Below are 21,595 nucleotides of genomic sequence, written 5' to 3' on the forward strand. Positions count from 1 at the left end.
AGAGCTTAAGGCGCCAGCCGGGCGGCCAAGGCGCTGGCCGTCAGGCTGCGGCCTTCGGGCCAGGCATCGGCCACGGCGCCGTGGCGCTGCACGGCGGCGCAGGCGGCACTGAACGCCGCTTGTCCGCCCGCCAGCAGGGCGCCGACCAAGCCCGCCAGCACGTCACCCGAGCCCGGCGTGGCCAGCCGCGCGTTGCCGGTGGGGTTGATGCGCGGCACTTCGCCCGGCGCTGCGATGACGCTGCCCGAGCCCTTGAGCACCGCCACGCATTGAAAGCGTGCCGCCAGCGCCGCAGCGGCGGCCAGCCGGTCGGCCTGCACCTGGCGGGCGTCGGTGGCCAGCAGGCGCGCGGCTTCCAGCGGGTGGGGCGTCAGCACCGTGGCCTGGCCGCGTGCGGCGCGCCCGGTCAGCGCGGCCTGCAGGGCTGGGTCCTGCGCGATGGCGTTCAGCGCGTCGGCATCCAGCACCAGGCGCGGGGCCTGGGCCAGCACGGCCGGCAGCACGCCGCGCACGGCCTCGCCGCCGCCGCAGCCGCACACCACCGTCATGGCGGTCAGCGGCAGGGCATCGGGGCGGCGGAACATCAGTTCGGGCTGCGACACGTCAAGCGCCAGCGCACCATCGCCCAGCAGGCCAACGTACACGCGCCCCGCGCCGCCGTGCAGTGCGGCGCTGGCCGCCAGCAGCGCGGCGCCGGCCATGGCGGTGCCGCGCGTGGCGTCGGTTTCGCCGCCGATCACGGCCACGTCGCCGAAGCTGCCCTTGTGGCTGGCGTGCGGGCGCGGCGCGGCGGGTGGTGGGGCGTTCAGCCAGGCGGTGGGCGGCTCGTCGCCGGGCGCCACGCCCAGGTCGTCGAACCACAGCGTGCCGCAGGCGTCGCGGCCTTGTGCGGTGAACAGGCCGGGCTTCAGGGTGAGCAGGCTCAGCGTGTGCCGGCGGTGACCGGGCGGTTTCAAGCCAAATCGGCCTTCAGCGCTTGGTGGACAAGCGCAATCAGCTATGAAATCAGCAGTATTCGGGGTTGGCCAGATACCGCTGTCGGCCTGCAGGCCGCTGGGCACGTCGACGGTGAGCAGCATGGCCGGGCTGGCATGCAGCTGCGCCAGCAGTTCGGCCATGCGCCCCTCCGGTGCGCGCGTGGTGCCGATGCCGAGCAGCGCGTCGATGCCCAGGTCCTGTGCGCCCAGCACGGGCGGTTCGTCGGTGAAGGTGACCTGCGCCGCGCGCGCGCGTTGCAGCGAGGCGCGGGCGTCGGCCGGCAGGCGATCCTCGTCGCCCAGCCACGTCACCACGGGGTTCATGCCCCACTGGCGCAGGTGCAGGGCGGCTTCCAGCCCGTCGCCGCCGTTGTTGCCGGGGCCGCAGGCGATCCAGACCGTGCGCGCATGCGGCGCCAGCGCCAGCGCCAGCCGCGCCGTGGCCAGGCCGGCGCGCTGCATCAGCGTGTGCGGCGGCAGCGCGGCCTGGGCCGTGGCCTCGATGCGGCGCGTGGCGGCCAGGTCGAACAGCGGGGCGGGGCGGTCGAGCGGCAGCAGGTGGGGCATGGCCCATTATGGGTTCAGCGCGCTGGCGCGGAACTCATGAATTGATAGTGGCTTGCGCTTGCCCTTCAATGGTTTCAAGCGAAAAATGTCTGAAATCGTTTGCTGGAGGGCGCCAGCAGCTATATTTTTTTACGATCAACCTGCCAGCCGCCGCACGTCCAGCCCCTCGGTGTCGATCTCCGGCGCGCGCCCCGCGATCTGGTCGGCCAGCACGCGGGCCGAGCCGCACGACAGCGCCCAGCCGCTGGAGCCGTGCCCCAGGTTGAGCCACAGGCTGGGGATGCCGCTGGCGCCGACGATGGGCGGGCCGTCGGGCAGCATGGGCCGCGCGCCCTTCCACACCTGCACGCCGCTGGACAGCCGCGCCGCGCCCGGAAACCAGTCGGCCAGCACCTTGTACAGCGTCTGGATGGCGGCATCGTTCATCGCATCGGGCGTGCCGCCGATCTCGGCCGAGCCGGCCACGCGCACGCGCTGGCCCATGCGCGTGATGGCCACCTTGTAGCGCTCGTCCATCACGCCGCTGCGCGGGGCGTACACCGGCTCGGGGATGTGGGCGCTGATCGAATAGCCGTACACCGGCCGCAACGGCAGGCGCAGGCCGAGCGGTCGCAGCAGCGCCGCCGACTGCACGCCGGCGCACAGCACGATGGCGTCGAAGCGCTGCGGTGCCGTTTCGCCTGCTATATAAAGCGTAGCTGTCTGCGCTGTATCCACGGCACTGACGGCCGTATTGAACACGAAACGCGCGCCCAGCTGCTCGGCCGCGTCGCGCAGGATCACGGCGAATTGGCGGCAATTGCCCACTTCGTCCTGCGGCAGGTGCACGGCGCCGGCCAGCGGCGTGTGCGGGTGCAGCGCCGGCTCGATCTGGCGCGCCTCGTCGGCGGTGATTTCGTGGAAGGGCACTTCCAGCTCGCGCAGCAGCGCCAGGCCGGGCTGCACCATCTGCCGGTCCCGGTCGCCGCGCAGCAGCACCATGTAGCCGCTGCTGCGGTCGAAGTCGTAGGCCATGCGCGCGGCCACCTCGTGCAGGCGATGCCGGCTGTAGAAGGCCAGGCGCAGCATGCGCGTGCGGTTGGCGGCGTAGGTCGCCGGGTCGCAGGCGGCGCGCCACTGGCGCATCCAGGCCAGGTCGGCCGCCGCCAGCGGGCGCCGCACGCGCACCGGCGCGTGGCGCGCCAGCAGGTGGCCCAGCACCTTGGCCGGCATGCCGGGCGCGGCCCAGGGCGTGACGTAGCCGGGCGCCACCACGCCGGCGTTGGCAAAGCTCGCGCCCTCGGCCACGCTGGCGTGGCGCTCGAACACCGTCACCTGGTGTCCATCGGCCGCCAGTTCGTAGGCCGTGGTCACGCCGATGATGCCGGCGCCGAGGATGGCGATGTTCATGAAGACTGCAACGAGGGGGAAGGGCGCGGCGGATTCTACGGGGCCGGGCTGTCGCGTGCCGTACGCGCCCGCTGCACCCCAGGCATCGGCCCGGCCGCGAGCATGGGGCGCACTGCTATAATCCGCAGGTTTTGCGTTGCCGACCCGCTGGCCGGGTGCCCGCACGGCGCGGAACAAATCGCAAACCAGCCCCACGAGGTGTTGCCGCCGGCCTTTTCACAGGCGTTCAGGCGGCGATGAGCGGGCTGGCTTTAAGACCCAACCTTCGAGAAAAAGGCTTTACCCATGTCCGTGACCATGCGTCAAATGCTGGAAGCCGGTGTCCACTTCGGCCACCAGACGCGCTTCTGGAACCCCAAGATGGCCCCGTATATCTTCGGCCATCGCAACAAGATCCACATCATCAACCTGGAAAAATCGCTGCCGATGTTCCAGGAGGCGCAGAAATACGCCAAGCAGCTGACCGCCAACCGCGGCACCATCCTGTTCGTCGGCACCAAGCGTCAGGCGCGCGAGATCGTGGCCGAGGAAGCCCGCCGCTGCGGCATGCCCTACGTCGAGCAGCGCTGGCTGGGCGGCATGCTGACCAACTTCAAGACCGTCAAGACCTCCATCAAGCGCCTGAAGGACATGAAGGCCCAGCAGGAAGCCGGCCTGGAAAGCATGAGCAAGAAAGAGCAGCTCATGTTCACCCGCGAGATGGAAAAGCTGGAGAAGGACATCGGCGGCATCCAGGACATGACCGCGCTGCCCGACGCCATCTTCATGATCGACGTGGGCTACCACAAGATTGCCGTGTCGGAAGCCAAGAAACTGGGCATCCCGCTGATCGGCGTGGTCGACTCCAACCACAACCCGGACGGCATCGACTACGTGATCCCCGGCAACGACGACTCCGCCAAGGCCGTGACGCTGTACGCCCGTGGCATGGCCGACGCCGTGCTGGAAGGCAAGGCCAACGCCGTCAACGACGTCGTGAAGGCCGTGCAGGCCGCCGAAGGCGACGACGAGTTCGTAGAGGTCGAGGACGAAAACGCCGCCTGACGACCGCGTGCGCCGCGCCATCGCGGCCGCAGGCAAAGGGGCGTCATGGCCCCTTTTTTTTAATGTTTCATCTTGATGAGCCCGGCCACGACGGCCGGGCCCGCACCCAAGGACCACTGGAGTAAACACATGGCAGCAATCACCGCAAGCATGGTCGCCGAACTGCGCGCCAAGACCGACGCCCCCATGATGGAGTGCAAGAAAGCCCTGACCGAGGCCGACGGCGACATGGCCAAGGCCGAGGAGCTGCTGCGCGTCAAGCTGGGCACCAAGGCCGGCAAGGCCGCCAGCCGCGTGACGGCCGAGGGCGTGATCGCCGCCCACGTGGCCGGCGACACCGGCGCCATGATCGAAGTCAACTGCGAAACCGACTTCGTGACCAAGAACGACATGTTCCTGAACATGGCCGCCGCCGCCGCCAAGCTGGTGGCCGAGCAGAACCCCGCCGACGTCGCTGCCCTGGGCGCGCTGCCCTACGAGCAGGACGGCTACGGCCCCACGCTGGAAGACGTGCGCGTCGGCCTGATCGGCAAGATCGGCGAGAACATGAGCTTCCGCCGCTTCGTGCGCAAGTCGGGCAGCAAGATCGCCAGCTATGTGCACGGCACGCGCATCGGCGTGCTGGTCGAGTACGCCGGCGACGAGACCGCCGCCAAGGATGTCGCCATGCACGTGGCCGCCATGAAGCCCGTGGCGCTGGCCAGCAGCGACGTGCCGGCCGAGCTGATCGAGAAAGAGCGCAGCGTGGCCGCCGCCAAGGCGCAGGAATCGGGCAAGCCGGCCGACATCGCCGCCAAGATGGTGGAAGGATCGGTGCAGAAGTACCTGAAGGAAGTGTCGCTGTTCAACCAGCCCTTCGTGAAGAACGACAAGCAGTCCGTCGAGCAGATGCTGAAGGAAAAGGCCACCCAGGTGACCGGCTTCACGCTGTACGTGGTGGGCGAGGGCATCGAGAAGAAGGTGGACGATTTCGCCGCCGAAGTGGCCGCCCAGGTGGCCGCGGCCAAGAACGCCTGACACCCCTGAGCGGCTGACGCCGCTTCCCCCTCTCACTGGGTGAGGGGGGCAACGCCGATGCCCGGCGCAGGTCCGGGCATGGCGTCCGCTGACTTGGCCTGCTCCGCGGCCCTTCGTGAATCCAACCTGTAGACTCTTGCCCGCCGCCATCCCGGAGCCTTCGCCAATGACCAAAGCCAAACCCGCCCACAAGCGCATCCTGCTCAAGCTCTCCGGTGAAGCCCTGATGGGCGACGATGCCTTCGGCATCAACCGTCCCACCATCGAGCGCATCGTGGGCGAGATCGCCGAGGTGACGCGCATGGGTGTCGAGGTGGCGGTGGTGATCGGCGGCGGCAACATCTTCCGCGGCGTGGCCGGCGGCTCCGAGGGCATGGACCGCGCCACCGCCGACTACATGGGCATGCTGGCCACCGTGATGAACGCGCTGGCGCTGGCCGACGCCATGAACCATCAGGGCCTGACGGCGCGCGTGATGAGCGCCATCGGCATCGAGCAGGTGGTCGAACCCTACGTGCGCCCCAAGGCGCTGCAGTACCTGGAAGAAGGCAAGGTGGTGGTGTTCGCCGCAGGCACCGGCAATCCTTTCTTCACCACCGACACCGCCGCCGCGCTGCGCGGGGCCGAGATCGGCGCCGAACTGGTGCTCAAGGCCACCAAGGTGGATGGCGTGTACACCGCCGATCCCAAGAAAGACCCCAAGGCCACGCGCTACGCCGAACTGAGCTTCGACGAGGCGATGACGCGCAATCTGGGCATCATGGATGCCACGGCGTTCGCCCTGTGCCGCGACCAGAAACTGCCGATCAAGGTGTTCTCGATCTTCAAGCCCGGCGCGCTGAAAAGCGTGGTGCTGGGTGCCGACGAAGGCACGCTGGTGCACGCCTGAGCACCGTTGCAGCCGCCGCGCGCCCAGGCGCCGCGGCCCTCTTCGCGCGCCCGTCAGCGTGGCGCAATAATCGACCTCTGGAGAGACCGATATGACCATTGCCGACATCAAGCAGAACGCCCAGGTCAAGATGGACCAGTCCATTGCCGCGTTCAAGAACAACCTCACCAAGATCCGCACCGGCCGCGCCAACCCCGCGCTGCTGGACACCATCCACGTCGAGTACTACGGCAACCATGTGCCGCTGTCGCAGGTGGCCAACGTGTCGCTGCTGGATGCGCGCACCATCAGCGTGCAGCCGTGGGAAAAGGGCATGGGGGCCAAGATCGAGAAGGCCATCCGCGAGAGCGACCTGGGCCTGAACCCCGCCAGCATGGGCGATTTGATCCGCGTGCCGATGCCGCCGATGAGCGAGGAACGCCGCAAGGAGATGACCAAGATCGTGCGCTCCGAGGGCGAGAACGCCAAGATCGCCATCCGCAACCTGCGCCGCGACGCCAACGAGGCGGTGAAGAAGCTGGTCAAGGACAAGGAAGCCACCGAGGACGACCAGAAGCGCACCGAGGCCGATGTCCAGAAGGTCACCGACAAGCACATCGCCGAGATCGATGCGCTGGTGGCGTCCAAGGAAAAGGACATCATGGAGGTGTGATGCTCCCCCCGAGGCGCTGCGCGCCTCCCCCAGGGGGACTACGCTGGTGGCCGGGGGCACCCCGGCCACGGCGTTCTGGGATGGCCTGCTCCGCGGCCTCTGGAACGGGCTGGCTTGGCAGCCCTTTGATTCGTTCACACCCGCGCGCATGGCACAAGCTTCTTTCAGCGCTGTACCTCACCACATCGCCATCGTGATGGACGGCAACGGCCGCTGGGCCCGGCGCCGCCTGCTGCCGCGCGTGGCCGGCCATCGGCAGGGGGTCGAGTCGCTGCGCCGCTGCATCCGCGCCTGCGCCGAGCGCGGTGTGAAGGTGCTCACCGTGTTCGCCTTCTCGTCCGAGAACTGGAACCGGCCGGAGGACGAGGTCAGCGGCCTGATGGAGCTGATGGGCAAGGCGCTGACGCGCGAAGTGCCCGAGCTAAAGAAGAGCGGCATCCGCCTGTATTTCGTCGGTGACCGGCAATCGCTGTCCGAGCGCATGCGGCAAGGCCTGACGCAGGCGGAAGGCCAGACCGCCGACAATGCCCGCATGGTGCTGAACGTGTGCTTCAACTACGGTGGCCGCTGGGACATCGCGCAGGCGGCCGCCAGGCTGGCCGCGCGTGGCGAGCCGATCACCGAAGCGGCGCTGGGCCGCGCCATGGCGCTGGCCCACGTGCCCGACCCCGACCTGCTGATCCGCACCGGCGGCGAGCAGCGCATCAGCAACTTCCTGCTGTGGCAATGCGCCTACAGCGAGCTGTATTTCAGCGACCGGCTGTGGCCCGACTTCGACGAAGCCGCGCTGGACGAAGCCATGGCCGCGTTCGCCGAGCGCGAGCGCCGCTTCGGCAAGACCTCCGAGCAGGTCGCGCAGCAGGCCACGGGCTGACGAGGGGAGCCGGACCATGCTGCTGCAACGTGTCATCACCGCGCTGGTGCTGCTGGCCATCCTGCTGCCGGCGCTATTCGCGTCCACGCCCGTGCCGTTCATTGCGCTGTCGCTGGTGCTGATTGCCGCCGCGGCGTGGGAGTGGGCGCGGCTGAATGGTCTGAAAGGCGGCGCCGCCATCGCCACCGGCGCGGCCTGCCTGGCCGTGTGCGTGGCCCTGTGGTGGGGCGGCGCGGTCGAGCGGCCGCTGCCCCTGCTGTGGATCGCTGTCGCGCTGGCCTGGGTGCTGGGCGGTGCCGTGGTGCTGCGGCGCGGTGTGGCGGGTTGGCCGCAGCTGCCGCTGGTGTTGCGTTGGGTCATCGGCATCAGTGCACTGTGCGTGGCCTGGCTGGCGATGGCGCAGGCGCGGCGCATCGGCGTCAACTTTCTGCTGTCGGTGATGGTGCTGGTGTGGGCGGCCGACATCTTTGCCTACTTCTTCGGTCGCGCGCTGGGCGGCAAGCTGACGGGCGGCCGCAAGCTGGCGCCGGCCATCAGCCCCGGCAAGAGCTGGGAAGGCGTGTGGGGCGGCATGCTGGGCGTGCTGTTGGTGGCGATAGGGTGGGTATGCCTTGACAGCGCTTACCAGACGGGCGCTGCCAGCCTGTACACCCGGCTGTATGAGTCCGGCGCCATGCTGTTGGTGCTGGGTGCGGTGTTTCTGTCTGCCATGAGCGTGGTGGGCGACCTGTTCGAATCGCTGGTCAAGCGCAGCGCGGGCATGAAGGATTCGAGCAACCTGCTGCCCGGTCACGGCGGCGTGCTGGATCGCATCGACGCGCTGCTGCCCACGCTGCCGCTGGCGATGATGCTGGTCACGCTGGGGCAGGGCGCATGAAGAAGCAGCGCCTGGCGGTGCTGGGCAGCACCGGGTCGATTGGCGGCAACACGCTCGATGTGGTGGCGCGCCACCCGGACCGCTTCGAGGTGGTCGCGCTGACGGCGGCCACCCAGGTCGACGCCATGCTGGCGCAGTGCGAGCAGTTCCGCCCGCGCGTGGCGGTGATGGCGAGCGCGCCGCACGCCGCCGAACTGGCCGAGAAAATAAAGCAAAAAGGCCTTCCGACGCAGGTGGATCAAGCGCCAGATGCTCTTGAAAAAGTAGCATCTTCGGGCGAGGTCGACACCGTCATGGCCGCCATCGTCGGCGCCGCCGGCCTAGCGCCGTGCCTGGCTGCGGCGCGCGCCGGCAAGCGGCTGCTGCTGGCCAACAAGGAGGCGCTGGTGGTCGGCGGCGAGGTGTTCCTGCGCGCCGTGCGCGAGGGCGGCGCCGCGCTGCTGCCCATCGACAGCGAGCATTCCGCCATCTTCCAGTCGCTGCCCGACGATCCGGCCACCTGGGGCCAGCGCATCGACAAGATCATCCTCACCGCCTCGGGCGGGCCGTTTCGCACCCGCGCGCCGGCCAGCCTGTGCGAGGTCACGCCCGAACAGGCCTGCGCCCACCCCAACTGGGTGATGGGCCGCAAGATCTCGGTCGACTCGGCCACCATGATGAACAAGGCGCTGGAGGTGATCGAGGCGCGCTACCTGTTCGGCGTGTCGCCCGATCAGCTCGACGTGGTGATCCACCCGCAGAGCGTGATCCACTCGATGGTGCAGTACCGCGACACCTCGGTCGTCGCGCAGCTGGGCACGCCCGACATGCGCGTGCCCATCGCCTACGGCCTGTCGTGGCCCGAGCGCATCGAAAGCGGCGCCGGCGCGCTCGACTTTCGCAACTTGCAGAACCTGACCTTCGAGCCCATCGACGGCGACGGCCACCGCGAGCGCTACCCCGGCCTGGCGCTGGCCTGGGAATCGCTGCGCGGCGAATCGGGCAGTTGCGCCGTGCTGAACGCGGCCAACGAGGTGGCCGTGGCGGCCTTCCTGGAGCGGCAGATCCGCTTCGACCAGATCCACGCCGTCAACCGTGCCACGCTGGACGAGGTGCAGCCGAACGCACCCGACGGGCTGGAGGCGCTGCTCGACCTGGACGCCCGCGCGCGCGCCGCCGCGCTGGCCACGGTGCGCCTGCTGGCGGCTTGAGCATCCTTGCAGGAGCGGGCTTGCCCGCGATACGGCACCTTCTCACCGCTGCCTCCTGCATCGCGGGCAAGTCCGCTCCCACAAGACCGAACTCCAATATTGATAGTGGGCAGCGCAGGCCAGTCAATCATTTCAAGCCGAAACGATCTGAAATCATTGTGTGACGGGGGCAAGCAGCTATGTTTTTTTGATGTTCCTGCCGAATCTTCAACGTACCGCCCGCCCGCGCACTGAACTTTTCCCCGCCAACACGGACAATACGCCCCATGCTGTTGACACTGATTGCCTTCATCGTCGCCCTCGGCCTGCTGATCGCCGTGCATGAGTGGGGCCACTACCGCATGGCCGTAGCGCGCGGCGTCAAGGTGCTGCGTTTTTCGGTCGGCTTCGGCAAGCAGATCGCGCGCTTCAAGCCGAAGAACCAGCGCCCCGGCCAGGACACCGAATTCGTCATCGGCGCCATCCCCTTCGGCGGCTACGTGAAGATGCTGGACGAGCGCGAGGCGCCCGTGGCGGCAGAAGAGCGGCACCTGGCCTTCAACACCCAGCCGCTGAAGTCGCGCGCCCTCATCGTCGCCGCCGGGCCGGCGGCCAACCTGATCCTGGCGGTGCTGCTGTACGCGCTGGTCAACTGGATCGGCGTGAACGAGCCGCGCGCCATCCTGTCGCCGCCGGTCGCTGGCTCGCTGGCCGCGCAGGCCGGTCTGCAGGGCGGCGAAACCGTGCGCCAGGCGGCGCTGGCCGGGGATGAGCTGAAGCCCGTCGCCTCGTTCGAATCGCTGCGCTGGGTGCTGACGCGCGGCGCGCTCGACGGGCAGGACGTGGTGCTGGAAGTGGCGCGCACCGATGGCCGCGGCCGCGAGCTGACGCTGCCGCTGTCGAGCCTGAAGCTGCGCGACCCCGATGCGCGGCTGTTCCGCGCCATCGGCATCGTCTCACCCCTCACCACGCCCACCATGGGCGAGGTGATGGACGGCGGCGCCGCGCAGCGCGCCGGCCTGCAGCCCGGCGACGTGGTGCGCCGCGTCGGCAACGCGCCGGTGCAGGACGGCCAGCAACTGCGCGAGCTGATCCGCGCCTCGGCGGCCGACGGCGCGCCGCCCGCCACGGACTGGCAGATCGAGCGCGACGGCCGCAGCCTGACGCTGCAGGTGCAGCCCGAGGCGCAGGACGACAAGGGCCAGCGCGTGGGCCGCATCGGCGCCTACGTGGGCGGCCTCCCCGAGATGGTGAAGGTGCGCCAGGGGCCGCTGGACGGCCTGTGGTCGGGCGCGGTGCGGGTGTGGGAGGTCTCGGCCCTGTCGCTCAAGCTGCTGGGCCGCATGCTGATGGGCGAGCTGTCGCTGAAGAACCTCAGCGGGCCCATCGCCATCGCCGATTACGCGGGCAAGTCGGCGGCGCTGGGGCTGACCTATTACCTCGGCTTTTTGGCCTTCATCAGCGTCAGCCTGGGCATCCTGAACCTGCTGCCGGTGCCGGTCCTCGATGGGGGGCACCTGATGTATTATCTTTGGGAGGCCGTGACGGGCAAACCCGTCACCGGTGTGTGGCTGGAGCGCCTGCAATACGTGGGCATGTCCTTGCTGCTGGCCATGATGGCCATCGCGATGTACAACGACGTCGTTGCTCGCCTGGGCTGATCGAACCGAACCATCCTACCGGCCTCGCGCGGCCGCCGTCCTCTCGAAGCATTCATGAAATCCATCGCTCAACGATTCCGCCTGCGGTCCGTGACTTCGCTGGTGGCCATGGCGTTCGCCACGCAACTGGCCTGGGCGATCGACCCGTTCACCGTGCGCGACATCCGCGTCGAAGGCCTGCAGCGCGTGGAGCCGGGCACCGTCTTCGCCTCGCTGCCGGTGCGCGTGGGCGAGACCTACAACGACGAGAAGGGCGCCGCCGCCATCCGCTCGCTGTTCGGCCTGGGCCTGTTCAACGACGTGCGTCTGGAGGTGCAGGGCGACGTGCTGGTGGTCATCGTGCAGGAGCGGCCCACCGTGGCCTCGGTCGAATTCGCCGGCAACCGCGAGTTCAGCAACGAAGTGCTGCAGGGCGTGCTGCGCGATGCCGGCCTGGCCGCCGGCCGGCCGTATGACCGTGCCCTGGCCGACCGCGCCGAGCAGGAGCTGAAGCGCCAGTACATCAACCGCAGCCTGTACGGGGCCGAGGTGCAGACCACCGTCACGCCGTCCGAGCGCAACCAGGTGCGCCTGACCTTCAACGTCACCGAAGGCCGGCCCGCGCGCATCAAGGACATCGACATCGTCGGCAACCAGGCGTTCTCGGACAAGCGGCTGAAGGACCTGTTTGACCTCGACACCGGCAACTGGATGTCGTGGTACACCAAGAGCGACCAGTACTCGCGCGCCAAGCTCAACGCCGACTTGGAGGCGCTGCGCTCGTTCTACCTGGCACGCGGCTACCTCGACTTCAAGATCGACTCCACCCAGGTCGCCATGGCGCCGGACAAGGAATCGATCAGCGTCACCGTCAACGTCACCGAGGGCGACCGCTTCGTGGTCTCCGGCGTGTCGCTGGACGGCAACTTCCTCGAGCGCGACGACGAGTTCAAGTCGCTCATCAAGATCAAGCCGGGCGAGGCCTACAACGCCGACCTGGTGGCCGAGACCACGCAGGCCTTCACCGAGCACTTCGGCAACTACGGCTTCGCCTTCGCCCACGTCGAGGCCGTGCCCGAGGTCGACCGCGTCAACAACCGTGTGGCCATCGTCATCAAGGCCGAGCCGTCGCGCCGCGCCTACGTACGCCGCATCAACATCCAGGGCAACACGCGCACGCGCGACGAAGTCATCCGGCGCGAATTCCGCCAGTTCGAATCGAGCTGGTACGACGCCGAGAAGATCCGCCTGTCGCGCGACCGCGTCGACCGCCTGGGCTACTTCACCGAGCTGTCGGTGACCACGGCCGAGGTGCCGGGCGCGCCCGACCAGGTCGACCTGAACGTCGACGTGAAGGAAAAGCCCACCGGCAACGTCACCATCGGCGCCGGCTATTCGTCGGCCGAGAAGCTGGCCTTCACCTTCGGCCTGACGCAGGACAACGCCTTCGGCTCCGGCAACAAGCTCGATCTGCAGCTGAACACCGGCAAGTACAACCGCACCGTGGTGGTCAGCGCCACCGACCCGTACTTCACCGCCAACGGCGTGTCGCGCACGGTGGACGTGTACTACCGCACCCAGAAGCCGTACCAGGACCAGGGCGGCAATTACACGCTGATCACCATGGGCGCGGGCCTGAAGTTCGGTGTGCCCGTCACCGAGCTGGACACCGTTTACCTGGGCATGAACGCCGAGCGCACGCGCATCAAGCCCGGCACCAACATTCCCGCGGCCTACCTGGATTACGCCGAGCGTTTCGGCTACACCAGCTCGGCCTTCCCGTTCACGCTGGGCTGGTCGCGCGATTCGCGCGACAGCGCGCTGGCGCCCAACTCGGGCCGCTACCAGCGCCTGCTGGGCGAGCTGGGCCTGTTCGGCGATGCGCGCTACGTCAAGGCCAACTACCAGTACCAGCAGTACATGCCGCTCAACAAGTTCTACACGCTGGCCTTCAACGGCGAGCTGGGCTGGGGCAAGGGCCTGAGCGGGCGGCCGTTCCCGGTGTTCAAGAACTTCTACTCCGGCGGTCTGGGTTCGGTGCGCGGCTACGAACAGTCCACCCTGGGCCCGCGCGACGTGACCGGCGCCTACATCGGCGGCACGCGCAAGGTCACGCTGAACACCGAGCTCATCATGCCCTTCCCCGGCGCCGGCAACGACCGCACGCTGCGCCTGTTCGGCTTTGTCGACGCCGGCGCGCTGTACGGCGAAGGCGAGAAGATCAGCGGCGATGCGCTGCGCTATTCCACCGGTGTCGGCCTGAGCTGGATTTCGCCCCTGGGTCCGCTGCGCTTTGCCTTCGCGGTGCCCCTGCGCAAGCGCCCGGGCGATAGAATCCAGCGTTTCCAATTCCAGATCGGAACCTCGTTTTGAAGCAGTATCTTTCTCGCAGCCTGTGGCTGGCCCTGTGGGCCGGGGCGGTCATGTTGGCACCATCGGTGCAGGCGCAGGATGCCGCGCGCATCGGCTTCGTCAACACCGACCGCATGCTGCGCGAGGCCGCGCCCGCCAAGGCCGCGCAGACCAAGCTGGAGCAGGAGTTCTCGCGCCGCGAGAAGGAGATCGACGACGCCGGCCTGGCGCTGAAGACCGCCTCCGAGCGCTTCGAGCGCGAGGCGCCGACCATGAGCGAAAGCCAGCGCAACACGCGCCAGCGCCAGCTGCTGGAGCAGGATCGCGAGTTCCAGCGCAAGCGCCGCGAATTCCAGGAAGACCTGAACGCGCGCAAGCAGGAAGAACTGCAGCACATCCTCGACCGCGCCAACCGCGTCGTCAAGCAGGTGGCCGAGGCCGAGAAGTACGACGTCATCCTGCAGGAAGCCGTGTACGTCAACCCGCGGCTCGACATCACCGACAAGGTGATCAAGGCGCTGAACGCCGGCAAGTGAGCGCGGCGGCCGGGCACCCTGCCCGGCATCGGACTGTCCTGAGGCACGCGACGTGACACTGAGAACCGGAGCCATCGTCCAGGCCTTGGGCGGCGAACTGTTTGGCGATGCCGATCGCCTCATCACCCGGCTGGCGCCGCTGGAAAGCGCGCAGCCGTCCGAGCTGAGCTTCCTCGTCAACCCCCGGCTCACCCAGGTGCTGGCCGGCAGCCAGGCCGGCTGCGTGATCGTCGGCGCCGCCATGGCCGAGGCCGCCCGCGCCCGCGGCGACTGCATCGTGGCCGACAACCCGCACCTGTACTTCGCCCGCGTCACGCAGATGTGGAAGCGCCTGCACGGCGGCGCGGCGCGGCGCGGCGTGCACCCCAGCGCGGTGGTCCAGGAGGGCGCCTTCGTGCATCCCACGGCCAGCGTGGGCGCGCTGTGCTTCGTCGGGCGCGGTGCGCGCATCGGCGAAGACACCCTGGTCAAGGAGCGCGTGACCATCGGCGAGGACTGCGTGATCGGCGCGCGCTGTGTCATCCAGAGCGGCGCCGTGATCGGCGGCGACGGCTTCGGCTTCGCGCCGCATGAGGGTGCCTGGGAGAAGATCGAGCAGCTCGGCGCCGTGCGCATCGGCGACGACGTGGAGATCGGCGCCAACACCTGCATCGACCGCGGCGCGCTCGACGACACCGTGATCGAGGACGGCGTCAAGCTCGACAACCTGATCCAGATCGGCCACAACTGCCACATCGGCCAGCACACGGCCATGGCCGGTTGCGTGGGCGTGGCCGGCAGCGCACGCATCGGCGCCTACTGCACGGTGGGCGGCGCGGGCATGATCGCCGGTCACCTGACCATCGCCGACCACGTGCATGTGTCGGCGGCCTCGTTCGTCACCCGCTCCATCCTCAAGCCGGGGCATTACACCGGCTTCTTCCCCATCGCCGAGAATCGCGAGTGGGAAAAGAACGCGGCCACGCTCAAGCAGATCCATCGCCTGCGCGACCGCATCAAGCACCTCGAGCAGATGCTGCCCGAGCAGGATCAAGAATGAAATCGGCCGTCAGGCGCCGTGGTACAGGCGTTGACAGCTATCAATTGATGAGCAAAATGCCATGATGGACATCTATCACATCCTGACCAAGCTGCCGCACCGCTACCCCTTCTTGCTGGTCGACCGCGTGCTGGACATCGACCTGCAGGCCAAGACCATCCGCGCGATCAAGAACGTGACGGTGAACGAGCCCTGCTTCACCGGCCACTTTCCCAAGCGCCCGGTGTTTCCCGGCGTGCTGATCCTGGAGGCGCTGGCCCAGTCGTGCGCACTGCTGTCGTTCGAGACCGAGGGCATCGCGCTCGACGACGAGTCGGTGTTCTACTTCGTCGGCATCGACGGCGCGCGCTTCAAGCGGCCGGTGGAGCCGGGCGACCAGCTGGTGCTGCACGCCGCCATGGACCGCTCGCGCGGCGGCATCTATAAGTTCAAGTGCCATGCCGACGTGGACGGCGAGGTGGCGGCCGAGGCCGAGATCATGTGCACCATGAGGAAAGTGGTGTGACCCCCCTGAGCCGCGGCATGACCTGTCCCCCTGAGTCCCTTCGCGCCTTCCCCCCACGGGGGGGACACCACCAGTGGCCGGGCCAAGCCCGCTCCACGGTGGCCGCTGGCATGGCCTGCTCCGCGGCCATCTGATTGCTGGTTGGGCATGGCTGCGATTCATCCTACTGCGCTGGTCGACCCGAAGGCCCAACTGGATTCAAGCGTCAGCGTCGGCCCCTACGCCGTCATCGGGCCGCACGTGCGCATCGGCGCCGGCACCACGGTCGGGGCGCACTGCGTGATAGAGGGCCACACCACCATCGGGCAGGACAACCGCATCTTCCAGTTCGCCAGCGTGGGCGCGCAGCCTCAGGACAAGAAATACGCCGGCGAGCCGACCCGGCTGGAGATCGGCGACGGCAACACAATCCGCGAGTTCGTCACCATCAACACCGGCACCGTGCAGGACGAGGGCCTGACCCGCATCGGCCACGACTGCTGGATCATGGCCTACGTCCACATCGCCCACGATTGCCGCCTGGGCGACCACATCATCCTGGCCAACGCCGTGCAACTGGCGGGCCATGTGCACCTGGGCGACTGGGTGTTCCTGGGCGGCCTGACCGGCGTGCACCAGTTCGGCCGCGTCGGCGCGCACGCCATGACGGCCTTCCAGACCCGGCTGGCGCAGGACGTGCCGCCCTTCGTCACCGCCGGCGGCAACCCGGCCGAGGCGCAGAGCATCAACGCCGAGGGGCTCAAGCGCCGCGGCTTTTCGCCCGAGCGCATCACGCTCATCAAGCAGATGTACCGGCTGCTCTACCGCCAGGGCCTGACGCTTCATGCTGCGCGCCAGCAGATCGACGCGCTGCGCGGCGAGGTGGCCGAGGCGGATGCCGACATCGCCCTGATGCAGGATTTCCTGACGTCGGCCACGCGCGGTATCGTGCGCTGAATGCTTCAATTAACATAGCTGCTTGCGCCGGTAAATAGAGGTTTTCAGGTCGTTTTCTCTTGAGAGTGGCTAGAATCAGGCGCAAGCCACTATCAATAAATGACCGCCTGGGGGGCGATGCGCCTGGGCCTGGTTCCTATACTCACCGCATGAACGCGCATCCAGCGTCACCGCGCCTGGGCCTTGTCGCTGGCGAAGCCTCGGGCGATCTGCTGGCGGGCCTGCTGCTCGACGGCTTGCGCGCGCGCTGGCCTGGCCTGCAGGCGGCGGGCATCGGCGGCGCGCAGATGGCGGCGCGCGGCTTCGAGGCCTGGTGGCCGGTCGAGAAGCTCTCGGTGCGCGGCTACCTGGAGGTGCTGCCGCGCCTGCCCGAGCTGCTTCGTATCCGCAAGCAGCTGGGCGACCGCCTGCTGGCCGAGCGGCCCGACCTGTTCATAGGCGTCGATGCGCCTGATTTCAATTTCGACCTGGAGGCGCGGCTGAAAGGCGCCGGCCTCAAGACGCTGCACTTCGTCAGCCCGTCGTTCTGGGCCTGGCGGCCCGAGAAGCTGGCCAAGCTGAAAGCCGCCGCCGACCACGTGCTGTGCCTGTTCCCGTTCGAGCCCGAGCTGCTGGCCGAACACGGCATTGGTGCCACCTACGTGGGCCATCCGCTGGCCAGCGTGATTCCGCTGAAGCCCGACCGCGCCGCCGCGCGCCGCGCGCTGGGGCTGGCCGAGCAGGGCACCGTGGTGGCCCTGCTGCCGGGCAGCCGCGCCGCCGAGGTCATGCATCTGGGTGCCCGGTTCTTTCAGGCGGCAGCGCTGATCCAGAAAGCGCAACCCGCTACGCAATTCATAGTGCCGGCAGTGCCGCATCTGCAGCCGCAGATCGAAGCTGCCGCCCGCGCCAGCGGGCTGGGCGATGCCGTCAAGGTGCTGCGCGGCCAGTCGCACGCCGCGCTGGCCGCCTGCGACGTGACGCTGATCGCCAGCGGCACCGCCACGCTGGAAGCCGCGCTGTTCAAGCGCCCCATGGTCATCGCCTACGCCATGCCGGGTTTCAGCTACCGGCTGATGGCGGCCAAGCGCCAGTTGCCCTGGATTGGCCTGCCCAACGTGCTGTGCGCGCCGCGCGGCTGGCTGCACCGGCCCGCCAGCGTGGCGCCGCACGACTGGGCCGACCGCCCCGGAGCGCCCTTCGTGGTGCCCGAGCTGATCCAGCACGCCGCCACGCCCGACGCGCTGGCCCGCGCGGTGCTGGACTGGCTGGCGGCGCCTGAGAAAATCGCGGCAGTCCAGCAGCGCTTCACCGCGCTGCACCACGAATTGCAACGCGACACCGCCCAACTCGCCACCGATGCGATCGAAACGCTTCTTGCGCGCTGAGCAAGGCGCCCTGAACTGGGACACGCCCGGCCTGCTGGCCGGCGTGGACGAGGCTGGGCGCGGCCCGCTGGCCGGGCCGGTGGTGGCCGCCGCCGTCATCCTCGACCCGCGCCAGCCCATCGCCGGCCTGGCCGATTCGAAGAAGCTCACGGCGCGCCGGCGCGAGCGCCTGTACGACGAGATTTGCGCCAAGGCGCTGTGCTGCTCCATCGCGCTGGCCAGCGTGGCCGAAATCGACCGCCTCAACATCCTGCAGGCCACGCTGCTGGCCATGCAGCGCGCCGTGGCCGGCCTGCGCCTGCCGCCGGCCAAGGTGCTGGTCGATGGCAACCGCCTGCCCACCCTGGGCGTGCTGGCCGAGGCCATCGTCGATGGCGATGCCACCGTGCCCGCCATCTCTGCCGCCTCCATCCTGGCCAAGGTGCAGCGCGACCGCTGGTGCGCCGAGGTGGATGCGCAATGGCCGCAGTACGGCTTTGCCGCGCACAAGGGTTATGGCACCGCCGCGCACCTGGCGGCGCTGCGCGCGCACGGGGCCTGCGAGCACCACCGCCGCAGTTTCGCGCCCGTGGCGGCGGTGCTGCTGCAAGCCGTGGAGCGCGCATGAGCGTGAACGAGCCGCAGCGCATCACCTCGCGCGACAACGCGTTGCTGAAGGATTTGCGCCGCCTGGCGCAAGGCAATGGCGAATACCGCAAGCAGGGCCGTGTGTGGATCGAAGGCGATCACCTGTGCAGCGCCGCCCTGCTGCGCGGCTGGCGGCCGGCGCTCGCTGTGTTTTCCGAGTCATATTGGCCTCTGGCGACCGCCCATATTGCGCAAGCAGCTACCAAAAACGTAGTGATCGACGATGCGCTGATGAAGACCATCAGCGATCTGCCATCGCCCGCGCCAATGGCCTTCCTGCTCGATCTGCCCGCGGCGCCCACGCTCGACGTGCAGGCGCCCACCGTGGTGCTCGACCGCGTGCAGGACGCCGGCAACGTCGGCTCCATCCTGCGCAGCGCCGCGGCCTTCGGCTTCACGCAGGTGGCGGCGCTCAAGGGCACGGCGCTGCTGTGGTCGCCCAAGGTGCTGCGGGCCGGCATGGGCGCGCACTTCGGCCTGCGGCTGGTCGAAGGGCTGGTGGCCGATGACCTGGCCGCGCTGCAGGTGCCGCTGCTGGTGACCAGCTCGCACGAGGGCGACTGGCTGCACCGCGCCGCGTTGCCCTGGCCCTGCGCCTGGGTGCTGGGGCACGAAGGGCAGGGCGTTGACGCCGCGCTGGCCGCACGCGCCGCCCAGGCGGTGCGCATTGCGCAGCCAGGCGGCGAAGAGTCGCTGAACGTGGCCGCCGCGGCGGCGATCTGCCTGCACGCCAGCGGGGTTTCTCGCGCCTGACGGCACTTTTCTGCCGCAGGCGCGCCGTTATAATCAGAGGCTTTTCTCGAAACAGCGTCGCCCGACCGCACCAAAAGCAACCCTTGTCTATCTGAGAGCTGCCGCGCGTGCCGTTGCGGCCAGCGTGCACGGGCGACCGAATCTCACACGGAGAACCCAGTGCTTTCGTCTCTCGAGGGGAAATTCCCGCCCGCCATCCTGGCGCTTGCCGACGGCAGCTGTTTTCTGGGCCAGTCCATCGGCGCCACCGGCACCACCACGGGCGAAGTGGTGTTCAACACCTCCATGACCGGCTACCAGGAAATCCTGACCGATCCCAGCTACCGCCAGCAGATCGTCACGCTGACCTATCCGCACATCGGCAACGTCGGTGTCAACGACGAAGACGTCGAATCCTCCAAGGTGCAGGCCGCCGGGCTGATCATCAAGGACTTGCCCCTGCTGGTCAGCAACTTCCGCGCCCAGCGCAGCCTGAGCGACTACCTGAAGGCCGAGAACACCGTCGCCATCGCCGGCATCGACACCCGCAAGCTCACGCGCATCCTGCGCACCAAGGGCGCGCAGAACGGCGCCATCGTCGGCCTGCCCGCGGGCGAGCAGCCCACGCCCGCGCGCATCGACGAGGCCCTGGCCGCGGCGCGCAACGCGCCCTCCATGGTCGGGCTCGACCTGGCCAAGGTGGTCAGCACCCAGCGCCCCTACGACTGGAACCAGACCGAGTGGTCGATCGAGGGCGGCTTCGGCACGCAGGACAAACCGCGCTTCAAGGTCATCGCCTACGACTTCGGCGTCAAGAAGAACATCCTGCGCATGCTGGCTGCGCGCGGCTGTGCCGTCACTGTTGTGCCGGCGCAGACCCCGGCGTCGGAAGTGCTGGCGCGCAAGCCGGACGGCGTATTCCTCTCCAACGGCCCGGGCGACCCGGAGCCGTGCGACTACGCCATCGCCGCCGCGCGCGAGCTGATCGACAGTGGCACGCCGGTGTTCGGCATCTGCCTGGGCCACCAGATCATGGCGCTGGCCTGCGGCGCCAAAACCTACAAGATGAAGTTCGGCCACCACGGCGCCAACCACCCGGTGAAGGATCTGCAGGATGGCCGCGTGTCCATCACCAGCCAGAACCACGGCTTCGCGGTCGATGAGAAGACGCTGCCCGCCAACGTGCGCGCCACGCACGTGAGCCTGTTCGACGGCACGCTGCAGGGCCTGGCCTACGTGGACAAGCCGGCGTTCTGCTTCCAGGGCCACCCCGAGGCGCTGCCCGGCCCCCACGACGTCGGCTACCTGTTCGACCGCTTCATGGAAAAAATGGCTGCAGCGCCCGCCAAATAAGCGCAAGCAGCTATCGTTATGGGAGTGAACACATGAAGCTGTACAGCTTTCCCCAAGCCGCGCTGGAAAAGGCCATTGCCAAGCGCATGCTCACCCTGCCGCCGCCGCACAGGGAATGGTTTGCCGACCGCTGGTCGCAAAAGCCCTACAAGAAGTCCTTCATCGAGCACAAGGCCATGCCGCTGATCACGCTGCTGGCCAAGGGCAAGACCTGGGACGAAGAGACCTTCAACAGCGAGCTTTCCGCGTGGGGCGTCAAGTTCTACGACGCCGAAGCCGAGGTGCTGCGCCCGATGGTGGAAGGCGATGGCGTGATCCAGCTCATGCAGAAGAACATGCCGCCCGAGCGCGTGCAGGCGCTGCTCACCAAGCTGAACGAAGACCGCCATGCCTGAACGGCGCGCGCTGCGTTCACCCCGCCATGCCCGCCGCGCGGGCCGTTCGCGCCTGGGCGCGACGGCCTTGGCGCTGCTGGCGGCGGGGTGCGCGCAGCCGCCGCAGGCTCCGGCCGATCTGGTCGAGCGGTTTGCCGACGCCTACGTCCAGCTGCTGCCCCTTGGCCGCGTGATGGATCTGGCTGCTGCGAAAGATGCGCACTGGCCTCTCGGCGAGAAGGCCGGGATGGTGAGCGGCGCGCAACTGGGCTGCGTGCGCCGCGCGATGTCGTCGCCAGTGGTCACGCCACGCCAGCGCCAGGCAGCGCGCGACTACGCGCACGCGCACCCGGCCACGCTGCAGGCTGATCTGCAGATCCTGGAAGCGGGTGCTGCCCGGGTGCTCGGCCAGGCCATGGTGTGGGGCGCCGAAGGCAAGACCACGCAACCGCTGGCCGGTGCCACGGCGGCGGAAGCGCGCGCAGTGGCCGCTTTCGTGCTGGAGCCGCGGTACGCTGACTTGCGGCGTGCCACCGGCGTCGCACAAATGCTCGGCGCCAGTACCCAGTCCAGCCAGGCGATCCAAGGTGGTCGAGGCGTGGCCCAAGGGCTGCTGGTGCACCACCTGACCGACGCCTTTCTCAGCTGCCACATTCCGGTCAAGCTGCTTTACTGATCC

Annotated in this window: 21 protein-coding genes; 19 read left to right on the forward strand and 2 right to left on the reverse strand. The window is 68.6% G+C overall.

Annotation, left to right across the window (positions count from 1 at the left end; all coding sequences use genetic code 11):
* Positions 1-5 precede the first annotated feature (5 nt).
* Positions 6-1,544 carry an NAD(P)H-hydrate dehydratase gene (locus ACFSCU_RS06280; RefSeq protein WP_377560179.1) on the reverse strand — a complete coding sequence of 513 codons (1,539 nt, stop codon included), beginning with the start codon at positions 1,542-1,544 and terminating at the stop codon, positions 6-8.
* 135 nt (positions 1,545-1,679) lie between these two features.
* The gene (locus tag ACFSCU_RS06285) at positions 1,680-2,933 is read right to left on the reverse strand and encodes a D-amino acid dehydrogenase (RefSeq protein WP_377560180.1); all 1,254 of its coding nucleotides are present in this window, start codon (positions 2,931-2,933) and stop codon (positions 1,680-1,682) included.
* Between the two features lie 285 nt (positions 2,934-3,218).
* On the opposite strand from ACFSCU_RS06285, the gene rpsB reads away from it, so the two are divergent.
* From rpsB to ACFSCU_RS06380, 19 genes are all read left to right on the forward strand, one after another.
* Entirely contained in the window at positions 3,219-3,977 is a 759-nt protein-coding gene (gene rpsB, locus ACFSCU_RS06290; RefSeq protein ID WP_180550957.1) for a 30S ribosomal protein S2, read from the forward strand.
* 129 nt (positions 3,978-4,106) lie between these two features.
* Positions 4,107-4,994: a translation elongation factor Ts gene (gene tsf, locus ACFSCU_RS06295; protein ID WP_180550958.1), complete on the forward strand. Its 888-nt coding sequence runs from the start codon at positions 4,107-4,109 to the stop codon at positions 4,992-4,994.
* 166 nt (positions 4,995-5,160) lie between these two features.
* Positions 5,161-5,883 carry a UMP kinase gene (gene pyrH / locus ACFSCU_RS06300; protein ID WP_180550959.1) on the forward strand — a complete coding sequence of 241 codons (723 nt, stop codon included), beginning with the start codon at positions 5,161-5,163 and terminating at the stop codon, positions 5,881-5,883.
* Between the two features lie 91 nt (positions 5,884-5,974).
* On the forward strand, positions 5,975-6,535 hold the full coding sequence (frr, locus tag ACFSCU_RS06305) for a ribosome recycling factor (RefSeq protein ID WP_180550960.1): 561 nt from the start codon (positions 5,975-5,977) through the stop codon (positions 6,533-6,535).
* Positions 6,536-6,683: 148 nt separating this feature from the next.
* Complete coding sequence (gene uppS, locus ACFSCU_RS06310; protein ID WP_377560181.1) at positions 6,684-7,409, forward strand: polyprenyl diphosphate synthase; 726 nt, start codon at positions 6,684-6,686, stop codon at positions 7,407-7,409.
* 16 nt (positions 7,410-7,425) lie between these two features.
* Positions 7,426-8,286: a phosphatidate cytidylyltransferase gene (locus ACFSCU_RS06315; RefSeq protein ID WP_180550961.1), complete on the forward strand. Its 861-nt coding sequence runs from the start codon at positions 7,426-7,428 to the stop codon at positions 8,284-8,286.
* Positions 8,283-9,476: a 1-deoxy-D-xylulose-5-phosphate reductoisomerase gene (locus ACFSCU_RS06320; RefSeq protein WP_377560182.1), complete on the forward strand. Its 1,194-nt coding sequence runs from the start codon at positions 8,283-8,285 to the stop codon at positions 9,474-9,476. The genes ACFSCU_RS06315 and ACFSCU_RS06320 overlap by 4 nt, the downstream gene beginning before the upstream one ends.
* 266 nt (positions 9,477-9,742) lie before the next feature.
* Positions 9,743-11,116: an RIP metalloprotease RseP gene (gene rseP, locus ACFSCU_RS06325; protein WP_333705898.1), complete on the forward strand. Its 1,374-nt coding sequence runs from the start codon at positions 9,743-9,745 to the stop codon at positions 11,114-11,116.
* Between the two features lie 54 nt (positions 11,117-11,170).
* The gene (gene bamA, locus ACFSCU_RS06330) at positions 11,171-13,468 is read left to right on the forward strand and encodes an outer membrane protein assembly factor BamA (protein ID WP_377560183.1); all 2,298 of its coding nucleotides are present in this window, start codon (positions 11,171-11,173) and stop codon (positions 13,466-13,468) included.
* 50 nt (positions 13,469-13,518) lie between these two features.
* Positions 13,519-13,983 carry an OmpH/Skp family outer membrane protein gene (locus ACFSCU_RS06335; RefSeq protein WP_180550963.1) on the forward strand — a complete coding sequence of 155 codons (465 nt, stop codon included), beginning with the start codon at positions 13,519-13,521 and terminating at the stop codon, positions 13,981-13,983.
* A 52-nt stretch (positions 13,984-14,035) separates the two neighbouring features.
* Entirely contained in the window at positions 14,036-15,022 is a 987-nt protein-coding gene (gene lpxD, locus ACFSCU_RS06340; RefSeq protein WP_180550964.1) for a UDP-3-O-(3-hydroxymyristoyl)glucosamine N-acyltransferase, read from the forward strand.
* Between the two features lie 61 nt (positions 15,023-15,083).
* Positions 15,084-15,527 (forward strand): 3-hydroxyacyl-ACP dehydratase FabZ, encoded by a 444-nt coding sequence (gene fabZ, locus ACFSCU_RS06345; protein ID WP_180550965.1) that lies wholly within the window; start codon positions 15,084-15,086, stop codon positions 15,525-15,527.
* Positions 15,528-15,674: 147 nt separating this feature from the next.
* Positions 15,675-16,463 (forward strand): acyl-ACP--UDP-N-acetylglucosamine O-acyltransferase, encoded by a 789-nt coding sequence (gene lpxA, locus ACFSCU_RS06350; protein ID WP_180550966.1) that lies wholly within the window; start codon positions 15,675-15,677, stop codon positions 16,461-16,463.
* Positions 16,464-16,612: 149 nt separating this feature from the next.
* The gene (lpxB, locus tag ACFSCU_RS06355; RefSeq protein ID WP_377560184.1) at positions 16,613-17,830 is read left to right on the forward strand and encodes a lipid-A-disaccharide synthase; all 1,218 of its coding nucleotides are present in this window, start codon (positions 16,613-16,615) and stop codon (positions 17,828-17,830) included.
* On the forward strand, positions 17,802-18,437 hold the full coding sequence (rnhB, locus tag ACFSCU_RS06360; RefSeq protein WP_180550967.1) for a ribonuclease HII: 636 nt from the start codon (positions 17,802-17,804) through the stop codon (positions 18,435-18,437). Before lpxB ends, rnhB begins: the two co-directional genes overlap by 29 nt.
* A complete protein-coding gene (locus ACFSCU_RS06365; RefSeq protein ID WP_180550968.1) occupies positions 18,434-19,210 on the forward strand; it encodes a TrmH family RNA methyltransferase in 777 nt (258 codons plus the stop codon). Before rnhB ends, ACFSCU_RS06365 begins: the two co-directional genes overlap by 4 nt.
* Before the next feature lie 159 nt (positions 19,211-19,369).
* Complete coding sequence (carA, locus tag ACFSCU_RS06370) at positions 19,370-20,542, forward strand: glutamine-hydrolyzing carbamoyl-phosphate synthase small subunit (RefSeq protein WP_377560186.1); 1,173 nt, start codon at positions 19,370-19,372, stop codon at positions 20,540-20,542.
* A gap of 32 nt (positions 20,543-20,574) precedes the next feature.
* Complete coding sequence (locus ACFSCU_RS06375) at positions 20,575-20,937, forward strand: hypothetical protein (RefSeq protein ID WP_377560187.1); 363 nt, start codon at positions 20,575-20,577, stop codon at positions 20,935-20,937.
* Entirely contained in the window at positions 20,930-21,592 is a 663-nt protein-coding gene (locus ACFSCU_RS06380; protein ID WP_377560189.1) for a hypothetical protein, read from the forward strand. Before ACFSCU_RS06375 ends, ACFSCU_RS06380 begins: the two co-directional genes overlap by 8 nt.
* Positions 21,593-21,595 lie beyond the last annotated feature (3 nt).

Origin of the sequence: Ottowia beijingensis (assembly GCF_042680925.1) — a bacterium.
Classification (GTDB): Bacteria; Pseudomonadota; Gammaproteobacteria; order Burkholderiales; family Burkholderiaceae_C; genus Ottowia; species Ottowia beijingensis.